Origin of the sequence: Streptomyces sp. NPDC050617 (genome assembly GCF_040654795.1) — a bacterium.
GTDB lineage: Bacteria > Actinomycetota > Actinomycetes > Streptomycetales > Streptomycetaceae > Streptomyces.
The window spans coordinates 342,402-355,276 of sequence record NZ_JBFAIS010000003.1 but is presented as its reverse complement, the minus strand read 5'-3'; the positions used below and the strand labels follow the sequence as shown (position 1 = coordinate 355,276).

Annotated in this window: 14 protein-coding genes; 8 read left to right on the top strand and 6 right to left on the bottom strand. The window is 71.4% G+C overall.

Annotation, left to right across the window (positions count from 1 at the left end; all coding sequences use genetic code 11):
* Nucleotides 1–145 precede the first annotated feature (145 nt).
* Together AB0I49_RS06705 and AB0I49_RS06700 are read right to left on the bottom strand one after the other, a co-directional pair.
* Complete coding sequence (locus AB0I49_RS06705; RefSeq protein WP_363225719.1) at nucleotides 146–1,300, bottom strand: lipase family protein; 1,155 nt, start codon at nucleotides 1,298–1,300, stop codon at nucleotides 146–148.
* A gap of 237 nt (nucleotides 1,301–1,537) precedes the next feature.
* On the bottom strand, nucleotides 1,538–1,741 hold the full coding sequence (locus tag AB0I49_RS06700; RefSeq protein ID WP_003984261.1) for a cold-shock protein: 204 nt from the start codon (nucleotides 1,739–1,741) through the stop codon (nucleotides 1,538–1,540).
* 282 nt (nucleotides 1,742–2,023) lie between these two features.
* Between AB0I49_RS06700 and AB0I49_RS06695 the strand changes: the two genes are divergently transcribed.
* Nucleotides 2,024–2,905 (top strand): menaquinone biosynthesis protein, encoded by an 882-nt coding sequence (locus AB0I49_RS06695; RefSeq protein WP_363225718.1) that lies wholly within the window; start codon nucleotides 2,024–2,026, stop codon nucleotides 2,903–2,905.
* A 171-nt stretch (nucleotides 2,906–3,076) separates the two neighbouring features.
* Here the strand turns inward: AB0I49_RS06695 and AB0I49_RS06690 are convergent, their stop codons facing one another.
* Entirely contained in the window at nucleotides 3,077–4,174 is a 1,098-nt protein-coding gene (locus tag AB0I49_RS06690; protein WP_363225717.1) for an alpha/beta fold hydrolase, read from the bottom strand.
* Nucleotides 4,175–4,452: 278 nt separating this feature from the next.
* Here AB0I49_RS06690 and mqnC point away from each other — a divergent pair, with 278 nt between their 5' ends.
* The 5 genes from mqnC to AB0I49_RS06665 all read left to right on the top strand — a co-directional run bounded on the left by mqnC (nucleotide 4,453) and on the right by AB0I49_RS06665 (nucleotide 9,251).
* Nucleotides 4,453–5,649, top strand: coding sequence for a cyclic dehypoxanthinyl futalosine synthase (mqnC, locus tag AB0I49_RS06685; RefSeq protein WP_363225716.1), 1,197 nt, complete (start codon nucleotides 4,453–4,455; stop codon nucleotides 5,647–5,649).
* Between the two features lie 366 nt (nucleotides 5,650–6,015).
* Nucleotides 6,016–6,582 carry a hypothetical protein gene (locus AB0I49_RS06680; RefSeq protein WP_363225757.1) on the top strand — a complete coding sequence of 189 codons (567 nt, stop codon included), beginning with the start codon at nucleotides 6,016–6,018 and terminating at the stop codon, nucleotides 6,580–6,582.
* A gap of 102 nt (nucleotides 6,583–6,684) precedes the next feature.
* Complete coding sequence (locus AB0I49_RS06675; RefSeq protein WP_363225715.1) at nucleotides 6,685–7,383, top strand: demethylmenaquinone methyltransferase; 699 nt, start codon at nucleotides 6,685–6,687, stop codon at nucleotides 7,381–7,383.
* Between the two features lie 284 nt (nucleotides 7,384–7,667).
* Entirely contained in the window at nucleotides 7,668–8,951 is a 1,284-nt protein-coding gene (locus tag AB0I49_RS06670) for a geranylgeranyl reductase family protein (RefSeq protein WP_363225714.1), read from the top strand.
* A 144-nt stretch (nucleotides 8,952–9,095) separates the two neighbouring features.
* A complete protein-coding gene (locus AB0I49_RS06665; protein WP_363225713.1) occupies nucleotides 9,096–9,251 on the top strand; it encodes a hypothetical protein in 156 nt (51 codons plus the stop codon).
* Between the two features lie 233 nt (nucleotides 9,252–9,484).
* On the opposite strand, the gene AB0I49_RS06660 is transcribed toward AB0I49_RS06665, so the two are convergent.
* From AB0I49_RS06660 to AB0I49_RS06650, 3 genes are all read right to left on the bottom strand, one after another.
* Complete coding sequence (locus AB0I49_RS06660) at nucleotides 9,485–9,838, bottom strand: hypothetical protein (RefSeq protein ID WP_363225712.1); 354 nt, start codon at nucleotides 9,836–9,838, stop codon at nucleotides 9,485–9,487.
* Nucleotides 9,835–10,314: a hypothetical protein gene (locus AB0I49_RS06655; protein ID WP_363225711.1), complete on the bottom strand. Its 480-nt coding sequence runs from the start codon at nucleotides 10,312–10,314 to the stop codon at nucleotides 9,835–9,837. The genes AB0I49_RS06660 and AB0I49_RS06655 overlap by 4 nt, the downstream gene beginning before the upstream one ends.
* 67 nt (nucleotides 10,315–10,381) lie before the next feature.
* The gene (locus tag AB0I49_RS06650; protein WP_363225710.1) at nucleotides 10,382–10,855 is read right to left on the bottom strand and encodes an Lrp/AsnC family transcriptional regulator; all 474 of its coding nucleotides are present in this window, start codon (nucleotides 10,853–10,855) and stop codon (nucleotides 10,382–10,384) included.
* An 81-nt stretch (nucleotides 10,856–10,936) separates the two neighbouring features.
* On the opposite strand from AB0I49_RS06650, the gene AB0I49_RS06645 reads away from it, so the two are divergent.
* Nucleotides 10,937–12,055, top strand: coding sequence for an EamA family transporter (locus AB0I49_RS06645; RefSeq protein ID WP_363225709.1), 1,119 nt, complete (start codon nucleotides 10,937–10,939; stop codon nucleotides 12,053–12,055).
* Nucleotides 12,052–12,798 carry a maleylpyruvate isomerase family mycothiol-dependent enzyme gene (locus AB0I49_RS06640; protein WP_363225708.1) on the top strand — a complete coding sequence of 249 codons (747 nt, stop codon included), beginning with the start codon at nucleotides 12,052–12,054 and terminating at the stop codon, nucleotides 12,796–12,798. The genes AB0I49_RS06645 and AB0I49_RS06640 overlap by 4 nt, the downstream gene beginning before the upstream one ends.
* The last annotated feature ends 77 nt before the right edge of the window (nucleotides 12,799–12,875 follow it).

Sequence of the window (12,875 nt, the reverse complement as noted above, 5' to 3'; positions counted from 1 at the left end):
GCCGACGGGACCCGCCGGGGCGGGCAGGTCTCCCCGGCGTCGCCGCTCGCACGGGCCCCGCGTACGGGATGCCGTCGGCGCCGCCATGAACGGCCCCGTGCCGCCTTCTGTGGGGGAAGGTGGCACGGGGCTCCCGCCCCCGCCGTCAGCAGTCGCCGCGCACCCGCTTGCCGTCGAAGCGGTCGGCGAGCCAGTCCGCGGCCGGGACCGCGCCCGCGATGGCGCCGATGACGTGTTCGCCGAGCGGGACCGGCCGCCAGGAGACCGCGGCCCGCCGCGCGCACCAGTCGGCGCGCAGCCGGGCCCCGACCGCGTACGGAATCAGCCGGTCCGCCGTCCCGTGGTAGAGGTACACGGGCCGGTCGGGGGCGCGGGTGCCCAGGTCGGAGGCGTGCAGGGCGCGTCGCCAGTCCGGTCGGCGCAGCGGGTCGCGCACCGTCACCTCGGACATCTCGTGGAAGAGGCCGGCGACGGTGTCGATGGCCACGCAGTTGTGCTTCATGAAGTCCACGTAGCGGCGGCCGCGTTCGTTGAGGTACGCGTCGAGCCGCAGCTCCGGGTAGGCCGCGTTCTGGCCGATCGCGGACATCAGGACGAGGCCCGCGCCCGTACGGCCGTGGTTGTGGGCGGCGACCTTGAGCAGGTCGGCCGGGACGCCCCCGGCCGCGGTGCCCTTGACGTTCAGTTCGGGCGCGTAGTCGCGGTGCAGTTCGGCCGCCCAGCCGGCGGCCTGGCCGCCCTGCGAGTAGCCCATGATGCCGACGGGCGTGCGCCGGGTCAGGCCCGCGCCGGGCAGCCGCTCGGCGGCCCGCGCCGCGTCGAGCACGGCCCGGCCCTCGGCGGGGCCGACCGTGTAGGTGTGGACGCCGGGCGTCCCGAGGCCCTCGTAGTCGGTGACGACCACGGCCCAGCCGCGCAGCGTGAGCAGGTGGATGAGGTTGGCCTCCGCGGTCGTGCCGCGCGGGAACCCGGCCGACGGCGCGCAGCCGTCGGCGAGGCCGACCGTCCCGACGGCGTACGTGATCAGCGGGCGCGGGCCCGTACGGCCGTCGGCGGGGACGATCACGGTGCCGGAGACGGTGTTGGGCGCGCCCTTGGCGGTGGTGGAGCGGTACTCGATGTGCCAGGCCCTGGTGGCGGTGGGCGCCCGGGGCAGCGGGCGGAAGGCGGTCGGCGCAACCCCGACGAGATCGCCGGGCCGGCCGGCCGTACGAGCGGCGCCGCCCTGGCCGGGGCCGTTCGGCCCGAGCGACAGGGTGAGCGCGGCGACGGCGGTGAGGGCTGCGGTACGCACGTGCATGCGGCTCCCATCTCCCGACGGTCCGGCGGTGCTGGGAGCGGACCGGGAAGATCAACTCTGCCGAGGGCGGGGGCCGATGCGGCGGACGGCGCGCCGGGCGGGGGCCGGGCAACCGGTGCGGGGCGGCGGCATCGGGCGCAAAGGCAGGAGCCCCGCTCTCCGCCGAGGCGGAGGAGCGGGGCTCCTTGGGTGTTGCACGTCGACCGCGATCGGCCGACCCCTACCGGTCCGTGCGGACTAGACGGGGGTGACGTTCTCCGCCTGCGGGCCCTTCGGACCCTGCGTGACGTCGAAGTTCACCTGCTGGTTCTCTTCCAGGGAACGGAAGCCAGAGGCGTTGATCGCGGAGTAGTGAACGAAGACATCCGGGCCGCCGCCGTCCTGGGCGATGAAGCCGAAGCCCTTTTCAGCGTTGAACCACTTCACGGTTCCGGTAGCCATAAGCCCTCCTTGGGCCAAAGGGTTGCCCTGCTCCAGAACCTGCGAGAAGTCTGAAAACTACAAAAGCCTGCGGGGTCACATGCTCCGCAGGCTCTGTACTGCAAGGGAAACCAAACTGCAACTTGCGGCGAGCCTAGCACGCTCCGTGCGGGCTGGGAAAGAGTCGAAGATCACCTGTTGGCGGGGTTTTCAGCCGTTCCCGGACGGAAAAGATCGCAGGTCGAGCGCGGATCGCCGGACCCCGCTCCGCTCGCGTGTACGAGCCGGGTCTAGCCTCCGGATGTGGACAATTCAGCCTCTGCCGCCGCCGCCCTCCCCGACCACCGTCGGAGCCGGCCGCGGGTCGGCCACATCCAGTTCCTCAACTGCCTCCCCCTTTACTGGGGCCTCGCCCGCACGGGCACGCTGCTCGACCTGGAGCTCACCAAGGACACCCCGGAGAAGCTCAGCGAGCAGCTGGTCAGCGGGGAACTCGACATCGGCCCGATCACGCTCGTCGAGTTCCTGAAGAACGCCGACGACCTCGTCGCGCTGCCCGACATCGCCGTCGGCTGCGACGGTCCGGTGATGTCCTGCGTGATCGCCTCGCAGGTGCCGCTGGAGCAGCTGGACCGCGGCCGCGTCGCGCTCGGCTCGACCTCGCGGACGTCCGTACGCCTGGCCCAACTGCTGCTCTCGGAGCAGTACGAGGTGACGCCCGACTACTACACCTGCCCGCCGGACCTCGGCCAGATGATGCAGGAAGCGGACGCCGCCGTACTGATCGGGGACGCCGCGCTGCGGGCCAAGATGCATTACGGGCCCAAGCTCGGCCTCGACGTCCACGACCTCGGGCAGATGTGGAAGGACTGGACGGGGCTGCCGTTCGTCTTCGCCGTGTGGGCCGTGCGCCGCGACTACCTGGAGCGCGAGCCGCGGATCGTGCGCAAGGTGCACGAGGCGTTCCTCGCCTCCCGCGACGTGTCCCTGGAAGAGGTCGGCAAGGTCGCCGAGCAGGCGGCGCGCTGGGAGCAGTTCGACGCGCCGCTGCTGGAGCGCTACTTCACGACCCTGGACTTCCGCTTCGGGGCGGAGCAGCTGGCGGGCGTCGCCGAGTTCGCGAAGCGTACGGGCCCGACGACCGGGTTCCCGGCCGACGTGAAGGTGAACCTGCTGGAGGGCTGACCTGGGGGGTGACAGCGCGGCCCCCGGGACTCCGTGGGGGCGGAGTTCCGGGGGCCGCGCCGGTCTTTTCAGCGAGACCTCTCGGGAGGCGGGTGCCGGTCAGGGGGCCGGTGTCGGTCAGGTGGCCGGTACCGGTCAAGAGGCCGGTGTCGGTCAAGAGGCCGGTGTCGGTCAAGAGGCCGGTGTCGGGCCCTCCATGTGTTCGCTGATCCACTGGAGGCTTCCGTTGGTCATGCCCTGCACATAGGTCTTGGCGTTGTGCTCGCCGCCCTGGATCGTCTGAAGATGCGTTTTGACCGGGCCCTTATTGCCGTACTGGGCGATGAATTTCTGCACCTTCGGCATCACCGTGTGTTCCTTGGTGCCGACCTGGAAGGCCAGATAGACGTCCGGATGCTTGGCGGCGATCAGCTTCTCGGCCAGCTTCTCCGGGTTGTTGGCCGCTTTCTCGGCCGCGTGGCCGGCCCACAGGGGGGAGTCCGGCACGATGTCCGGGCCGGAGGCGATGACGGCCTTGAACTTGTCCGGGTCCTTCAGCACGGCCTTCAGCCCCGAGAATCCGCCCGAGGACGAGCCCATGAAGGCCCAGCCGTCACGCGATTTCAGCGTCCGGAAGTTCGCCTTCATCAGATCGGGGACGTCCTCGGTCAGCCAGGTGCCCATTTTGGGCTGGCCGGGTATGTCGCTGCCGTCGTAGTAATTCTTCGCGTCCGGGTTCAGCACCGGCATGGCGAGCACGAAGGGCAGGCTCTTGCCCTCCAGCGACTCCTTGGCGATGGTCGACTGGAGCTTGAGGTCGGTGCCCATCCAGTAGTTGTTCGGGTACCCGTTGCCGCCCGGCAGCGCGATCATCACGGGGAAGCCGCTCTTCGCGTACTTCGCCTCCCCGTACTGCTTCGGCGCCCAGACCCACACCTTGCCGGTGAAGCCCGACTTCTTGCCGTGCAGCTTTACGACGCCGATGGTGGTGCCGTCGCTCAGGTGGCTCTGCACCCGGAAGTCCGCCTTCGGCCCGGTCGGGAACGAGACCTTGGAGTCCTTTTTCTGCTTGCCGCTGTCGCCGCCCGCCTGACCGCCGCCCTCACCCGGCTCCGGCTGTCCGAAGCTGACCGGATCGCCCTGGTCCGAGAAGACCCCGAGGTAGTCCATGACCGGATACGCGATCCCGCCGAGCACCAGCACGGCCACGATCCCCAGGAACCACACCTTTGCCTTGGAGGCCCGGCGATGACCCTGGGAACGGTAGGTCCCCCTGGAAGAATGACTCATTCGTGGCGCTCCGGATGATCCTGCTGCCCCGAGGGACATGACGGGTTGTTCCGGCCTGTTTGATGGGGGAATCCGGGCGGCGGGTTCCCTTTCGTCCGGTGAATTGAGTCATAAGCCGATCAGCTGATTCTCATGGGCAGGCAATGTGGGCGCGGGGGTAGCCGGGCGGGTCCCGTCGGCCCCGCCATCCGGGCCCGCCCACCGGCCCCCACCGGTTCTGTCGGACCCCTGGCGTAGGCTGGATCAGTCTTGTCAGCACCCTCCGAAGGGACGTCCCGGTGACCGAGAACGCCGACCTCTCGTCCGTCCTCGACCGCGCCGCGACCGGCGGTCGGATCACCCCGGAGGAGGCGCTCGACCTGTACCGGTCGGCGCCGCTGCACGCGCTCGGCGCGGCGGCCGACGCCGCGCGCCGCAAGCGGTACGCGGGCACCGAGCACATCGCCACGTACATCATCGAGCGCAACATCAACTACACGAACTCGTGCGTCACCGCGTGCAAGTTCTGCGCCTTCTACGCGCCGCCGAAGAGCGACAAGGTCTGGACCCGCGACCTCGACGACATCCTGCGCCGCTGCGAGGAGACCGTGCAGCTCGGCGGCACGCAGATCATGTTCCAGGGCGGCCACCACCCGGACTACGGCGTCGAGTACTACGAAGAGCACTTCGCCGCCATCAAGAAGGCGTACCCCGAGCTCGTCATCCACTCCCTCGGCGCCTCCGAGATCGAGCACATGGCCCGTATCTCCGGCGTCACCGCCGAGGAGGCCATCAGCCGCATCCACGCCGCCGGCCTCGACTCCTTCGCGGGCGCGGGCGCGGAGCTGCTCCCGGCCCGGCCGCGCACCGCCATCGCGCCGCTCAAGGAGTCCGGCGAGCGCTGGCTGGAGATCATGGAGATCGCGCACGGGCTGGGCGTCGAGTCGACGTCCACGATGCTGATGGGCACCGGCGAGACCAACGCCGAGCGCATCGAGCACCTGCGGATGATCCGCGACGTGCAGGACCGTACGGGCGGCTTCCGCGCCTTCATCCCGTACACCTACCAGCCCGAGAACAACCACCTGAAGGGCCAGACGCAGGCCACCCTCTTCGAGTACCTGCGCATGATCGCCATCGCGCGGCTCTTCCTCGACAACGTCGCCCACATCCAGGGCTCCTGGCTGACCACGGGCAAGGAGGTCGGCCAGCTCTCCCTGCACTACGGCGCGGACGACCTCGGCTCGATCATGCTGGAGGAGAACGTGGTCTCCTCCGCCGGCGCGAAGCACCGTTCGAACCGGATGGAGATCATCGACCTCATCCGCAAGGCCGGCCGCGTACCGGCGCAGCGCGCCACGACGTACGAGCACCTGGTCGTGCACGACGACCCGGCGAACGACCCGGTCGACGACAAGGTCGTCTCGCACCTGTCGTCGACGGCGATCGAGGGCGGCACGGCACACCCGGAGCTGAAGCTCGTGGAGTCCAGCTGAGCAGTTGACCAGCTGACCAGCTGACCTGCGGTCGGCCGGGGGCGGCGGGGGCGCTCCGTACCGGTTGGACGTGCGCTCGCAGCGCGGGGCCGGCTGCCGCGCACGGTCCGTGCGCTGCGCGGGGGCTTGGGGCGTGAGGACGCCCCGGACGCGGCCGGTCGGTGGACGGGCGGCGCGGTCGAGCGAGGACTTGAGCGCGAGAGGCGGTCCGCGCGCTGCGGGCCGGTGGGCGACGGTCGGTCCGCGCGGGCGGCGCGTCGCGGAGCCCGGCCGCTGCGGCGGCCCGGTCGAGGGAGGCCGTCCGCTGCGGCGGCCCGGTAGGCGGTCGGTGATGCGGCGGGCCGGAACGTAGAGGCGGTGACGGGTGTGCTGACGATCCATCGGGCGCGCCGGGTGCGGGGCGCCGAGGGCGGCGACCCCGGACCGGGCGCCGAGGCGGACGCCGTCCTGGTGTCCGGGGACCGCATCGCGGACATCGGCCCGTACGAGCGGCTGCGCGCCGAGCACGGTGAGCGCGCCCGGGTGCGGGAGTGGGACGGCGTGCTGGCCCCCGGCCGGTACGAACCGGACGCGGCGGCCTTCCTGGAGGCCGCCTACCACCCCGACCCGCGCGAGGCCGGCGAGCTGGGCACGGAGCCGGTCACCGGCGAGGCCCTCGCGGCGCTCGCCATGACCGACGTCCGCTGGGGCGGCAGCGCCCGGCGTGGGCTCCAGCGGCTGCTGGCGGCGGGCACGACCGCGCTGACCGGCCCGTTCGAGCGCGCCCCGGTCCGTAAGGCGGTCGAACGCTCCGGCCTCCGGGTGCTGTCCGCGCCGCCGCCCGCGTCCGGCGGGCTGTCGGTGGGCGGCCCGGCCGACTTCGCGGTCTTCGCGGAGGACGGGAGCGCGCTGGCCACGGTCCTGGGCGGGCGGTTGGTCCACCGCCGCCGCTGACTGCCGCTGACCGCCGCCGCTGACCGTCGTCGGCCCCCATTCCGGGGTCCGAAACGCACCCCCGTGCGCCGGGTGAGGGCGCGGGAGGGGAAGAATGGCGGCGTGACCCGAGCATCCCTGGAGAAGCAGCCGCACGAAGTCGCCGCGATGTTCGACGGCGTGGCGGCGAAGTACGACCTGACCAACGACGTGCTGTCGCTGGGCCAGGCCCGGCTCTGGCGCAAGGCGGTGGCGCAGGCGGTGGCCGCGCGGCCGGGGGAGAAGGTGCTGGACCTGGCGGCGGGCACGGGCACGTCGTCGCTGCCGTTCGCGGCCACCGGCGCGTACGTCGTCCCGTGCGACTTCTCGATCGGCATGCTGCGCGAGGGCAAGAAGCGCCACCCGCACCTGCCGCTCACGGCCGGGGACGCGACGCGGCTGCCCTTCGCGGACGCGGTGTTCGACGCCGTCACGATCTCCTTCGGGCTGCGCAACGTGCAGGAGACCGACGCCGCGCTGCGCGAACTGCTGCGGGTGACGAAGCCCGGCGGCCGGGTCGTGATCTGCGAGTTCAGCCACCCCACGTGGGCGCCGTTCCGCACGGTCTACACGGAGTACCTGATGCGCGCGCTGCCGCCGGTCGCGACGGCGGTCAGCAGCAACCCGGACGCGTACGTCTACCTCGCCGAGTCGATCCGCGACTGGCCCGACCAGCCGGCGCTGGCGGCCCGGATGCAGGGGGCGGGCTGGTCGAAGGTGGCGTGGCGGAATCTGACGGGGGGCATCGTGGCGCTGCACCGGGGGCGGAAGAGCGAGGACTGAGGGGCGTGGCGGGCGGGCGCGGCCTCCGGCCCGTATCGGTCCGCCTCCGCTCCGCCATCGGCCCGCCCCCTGCTCGTCCACTCCCCGCCTCCGCTCCGCCATCGGCCCGTCCCCCTGCTCGTCCACTCCCCGCCTCCGCTCCGCGCCCGCTCCGACAGGGGACGGAGCGCGGGAGGCCGACCCTTATCCTGCGCCGGATTGCGCCCCCATAGACTGCTCTTGTCCAGTGCGTGACCCGTCCGTCGTCCGGCACGCATGTTCCGAGCCTTTGGGGAGACCCCGCCGTGACCGAGTCCCCTGCCGAGCACAGCGCAGACGTGATCGTGGTCGGGGCCGGCCCGGCCGGTTCCGCCACCGCATACCACCTGGCCAGGTCGGGCCTGGACGTACTGCTGCTGGAGAAGACGGCGTTCCCGCGAGAGAAGGTCTGCGGCGACGGCCTGACCCCGCGCGCCACCAAGCAGCTCGTGTCCATGGGGATCGACATCTCCGAGGAGGCGGGCTGGCTGCGCAACAAGGGCCTGCGCATCATCGCCGGCGGCCACCGCCTCCAGCTCGACTGGCCGGACCTCGCCGCGTACCCGAACTACGGTCTGGTCCGCAAGCGCGACGACTTCGACGAGCAGCTGGCGCGCCAGGCGGAGAAGGCGGGGGCGCGGCTGTACGAGCGGTGCAACGTGGGCGCTCCGGTCATCGACGACCGTACGGGCCGGGTCACGGGCGTGCACGCCAAGCTCGGCGAGGAGAAGACGCCGGTCACCTTCCACGCGCCGCTGGTGGTCGCGGCGGACGGCAACTCCACGCGGCTGTCGCTGGCCATGGGCCTGCACCGGCGCGACGACCGCCCGATGGGCGTGGCCGTGCGCACGTACTTCACCTCGCCCCGCCACGACGACGACTACCTGGAGTCCTGGCTGGAGCTGTGGGACCGCCGGGGTCCGCAGGACCGGCTGCTGCCGGGTTACGGCTGGGTCTTCGGCATGGGCGACGGTACGAGCAACGTCGGCCTCGGCATCCTCAACAGCAGCTCGGCCTTCCGGGAACTGGACTGGCGCGAGGTCCTCAAGGCGTGGTGCGCCTCGATGCCGGAGGACTGGGGCTACACCCCCGAGAACATGACGGGCCCGATCCGCGGCGCCGCCCTCCCGATGGCCTTCAACCGTCAGCCGCACTACACGCGCGGCCTGCTGCTGGTCGGCGACGCGGGCGGCCTGGTCAACCCCTTCAACGGCGAGGGCATCGCCTACGCCATGGAGTCCGGCCAGATCGCCGCCGACGTCATCGTCCAGGCCCACGCCCGCGCCACGTACGCGCAGCGCGAACTGGCCCTGCAGAACTACCCGAAGGTCCTCAAGGAGACCTACGGCGGCTACTACACCCTCGGCCGCGCCTTCGTGAAGCTCATCGGCAACCCCAAGATCATGAAGCTGGCCACGGAACGGGGCCTCACGCACCCGGTGCTGATGCGGTTCACCCTCAAGATGCTGGCGAACCTGACGGACCCGACGGGCGGCGACGCCATGGACCGGATCATCAACGGGTTGTCGAAGGTCGCGCCGAGGTCGTAGCGGGCGTACGGGCGTATGTCCGTACGGGCGTACGGACTTACGCGGCACGGACCGCCGGCCCCCTTGCGGTGGCCGGCGGTCTTCTGCGTCCTGGACCGGTCGCGGGCGAGATTCGCGAGGGCCCTGTACGACAAGGGGGCGCTGATGGTGCACGCGCTGCGCCGCACCGTCGGCGACAAGGCGTTCTTCGCGACGCTGAAGCAGTGGACCCACGACCACCGCGACGGCAATGCGACGTGGCCGCGGTTCGAGGCGCTCGCCCAGAAGGTCTCCGGGAAGGACCTCGCCGACGACGGCTGACACTCTGACAGTCAGCCCCCTGACAGGCGGCCAACGTTCGGACGAGGAAGGCCATTTCGTCGATATCCCCATTGCCGCTCGGCCGGCGACCCGGCAGCGGCCCCGGGCCGCCGGACCGCCTGAATGCCTATCACCGTGCCTTCGGTGATAGGCGACCGTCGGCGTGGTCGATCCGCGTGGGGCGGTGGGGTGAGGCGGGGCGGATGCGGTCAGACGGTCAGACGGTCAGGCGGTCAGGCGGTCTCGCGAGGGTGGCCGGTGCCCGCGTAGTCGATCCACACCGTGTGGCGATCGCGGCCCAGCAGGTACCAAACGCGCCCGCCGCCTGTGACCTCCAACTGCCAGCGGTCCAGCCGTACGCCCTGAAATGTCCCCGAGTGCAGGGGCGGGCGCAGCCGGTGGTGGCGCGGGTCCTGCGTATCGGGCGACGGGCGGTCGCGCATGATGTGCCAAGCCCGGTTCGTGTTGCCGGGGGCCTGACGGCACAGCTCCTCCCAGCCCTTGACGGCCGCCGCGTCGGCGAAACGGATGTGCCATTGGTCCTCGACGGCGGGCGGCGCCACATGGTCGCCGCGCTTGGGGGTCAACCGGTCACGCCCGGTTCCGGCACGGGGCCGTAGTCCTCGCCCCTGTCCGTGGTCAGTGCGGCCAGCAGCTCCGGGTCCGAGTGGACCTCGGCCGTGTGCTGCCACGCGGCGATCGTCGTGGCCACGGCCGACATATTGCCCAGGCTCTCCGCGGCGGGCAGCACCTCGGCCAGCTCGGCCGCGAAGGCCCGGACGCTTTCCTCGGAGAGAAAGCGGACCCAGGGGAACGCCTCGGGAATGATCTCCAGGAGGAGCGACCGCGCGGCCGTGTCGTGCCGCACCAGCGCCACGAACATTCGCGTTCCGGCGGACATGACCTGGGCGTCCTGCTCGACCCGGGCGGCCGTGGTGATCACCAGATCTTCCGCGTCCCGCCGCCGCAGCAGTATCCGCTTCGCCCCGGCCAGCCCGGCCAAGGTCGCCTTCGGCTTGTTGATCAGCTCGGAGAAGTTCACTTCCAGCTGCTGCGTCGTCATGACTTTTACATTAGTTTCAAAGTCCTGTGCTGTCGAGGGTGCCCTGCGCGGCCGGGCGTCAAGGGCGTCACGGAGAAGGTGTGGCGTCCGCGCTCAGCGGTCGTTCGAAAACGGTGCGCAGCACGATGGTCGTGCTCGTGCCGTGCACCGGCGGGATCGCTCGGATGCGGTCGAGCGCGTCGGCGAGCGCGTCCGTACTGGCCACCCGCACCTTCAGCCAGTAGCAGTCCTCTCCCGCCACTTCGTGCACTTCGAGCACGCAAGTCTCTTGCTTCAGCCGCTCGTTGACCACCGCCCTGGCGGCCGCGCCGGGGTCGAAGCGGAGCGCGATGAACGCCGCCGTCCCCGCGTCCACGCTCGCGGGGTCGAGATTCGCGTGGTAGCCGGTGATCACCCCGTCGCGCTCCAGCCGCTGCAGGCGATCCCGTACCGAGGGTTCGGACAGCCCGACGGCCCGGGCGAGCGCCCGAACGGTCTGCCGGCCGTCGGCCGTCACCGACCGCAGGATCGTCCGGTCGATGTCGTCCAGCTGTCGCGTCACGGCGAGTACTTGCCCTTCATGGCGGATCATCCTAATCTCTGGGAAGCATCCTACCTGATTCACCTCTCTAAATGAGGCAAGATGCCAATCGAACCTAAACAGTCGCTCACTCGTCGCTTACCGCTTCCCTGGCTGGCGCTGGTCACCGTATGGATCTTCTGGGGATCTACGTACCTGGGCATCCAACTGGCGGTCGACACGATCCCGCCGCTGCTCATGGCCGGTGTCCGGTTCCTCACGGCCGGCACGCTGATGTTCGCGATCGTCGGACCGCGCCATGCCCGCGGGGCCCGGCGCCCGACCATGCGGCACCTGCGCTCCGTGCTGATCATCGCCGCCCTGCTGCTGGTCGGCGGCAACGGCCTGCTCAGCGTCGGCGAGACGAGCATCGACTCCGGACTGGCCGCCCTCATCGTGGCGACCGTGCCGGTCTGGATGGTCCTGATCAACGCGGCGGTGACGAGGACGCGCGTCACGGCAACGATGATGACGGCACTCGCCCTCGGAACGGTCGGAGTCGGCGTGCTCGTGGGCGGACCCGGCGCCCGCGTCGACGTCGGCGGCGCGGCCGTCGTGCTGATCGGGTCGCTCTGCTGGGCGACCGGTTCGGTCTACGCCCGCCGCGCCCCACTGCCCTCGCACCCCCTCGTCGTGACGTCGCTGGAGATGATCGCCGGAGGGCTGCTGCTGATCATCGCCGCCGCCGTGACAGGCGAGTTCGGCCGCTTCGACCCCGCGGCGGTCGCCGGCGGCTCGATCGCCGGGCTCCTGTGGCTGATCGTCGGCGGCTCCATGATCGCCTTCACGGCGTACGGCTACGCCAACACCACCCTGCCCAACGACACGATGGCCACCTACGCCTACGTGAACCCGGTGGTCGCGGTCATGCTGGGCGCCCTGCTCGGGCAGGACGAGCTCAGCCCGAACCTGCTGCTCGGCGGGGCCGTCATCGTCAGCGCGGTGGTGCTCATCGTCGGCGGCAGGGTCATGGCACGGCGCATCAGCCGCCGGTCGCCGCTGCCGGATAACCCGCCCCGCCAGGCGGCCGAGTCCTCGCTGCGGGAGGGCTCCCCCTCCCCGGCGGCCGAGTCCACGTCACCGGAGGGTTCGGCCCAACCGGCCGCCTCCGAACGCCGGCTCCCGAAGGACCCGCCCCGGCCATCCGCCGAACACCCGCTCCCGAAAGGCTCGACCCGATGAACCCGCTGGACACCGCGCGCCATGTCGAGGCGAGCCGGGCGATGGGCGCGCAAGCCTGGCGCATGGCCGCGGGCCGACTCGGCGACCCCGTGCCCGCCTGCCCCGAATGGCGGGTCCGCGACGTCGTCCACCATCTGGGCAACGTCGCTTCCTACGTCCACGCCTGCGTCGAACACGGGCCCGGCCAACCCGAGTTCACCGACGCCGAGATGCCCCCGGACGAGCGGGTGATCCAGTGGGCGGCCGATGAGTGGGACCGGACCCTGGACCGCCTCACCGCGGCCGACCAGCGCGCGCCCGCGTGGAACTGGTCCGCTGAGCCGCACGTCGTCTCGTTCTGGCCGCGGTGCCTCACCCACGAGGTGTTCGTCCACAGTTGGGACATCGCGGATGCCGCGGGGGAATCGCTGGCGGTCCCCGCGGGCGTCGCGGCCGACGGCGTGGACGAAATCCTCGCGGTCCATCTGCCCGCCGGGGTCCGCGACGGCAGGCGCTTCACCCGCGCCAGCCGGATCGAAGTGCACTGCACGGACGCGGGCCACCGCTGGCTGGTGGAGCTCACCGCGGCGACCGTCCACACCAGGGCGGCGGCCCCGGGCGAACCGAGCGAACCGAACGACACCCGGATCGCCGCCACCGCCGAGGAGCTGTACCTCGACCTGTGGGGCTGCACACCGCTGAACCTGAACCCGCACCAGCGGCACTGGGCGGGTCAACTGGCTGTCGGCGCGCCGGCGGTCTGACCGGGGCCGAGCCCGGAGACAGGGGGCCGCGCTGGGTGGCGGCCCACCTGCCGCTGTCGGCGCGGGGTTCGGTACGG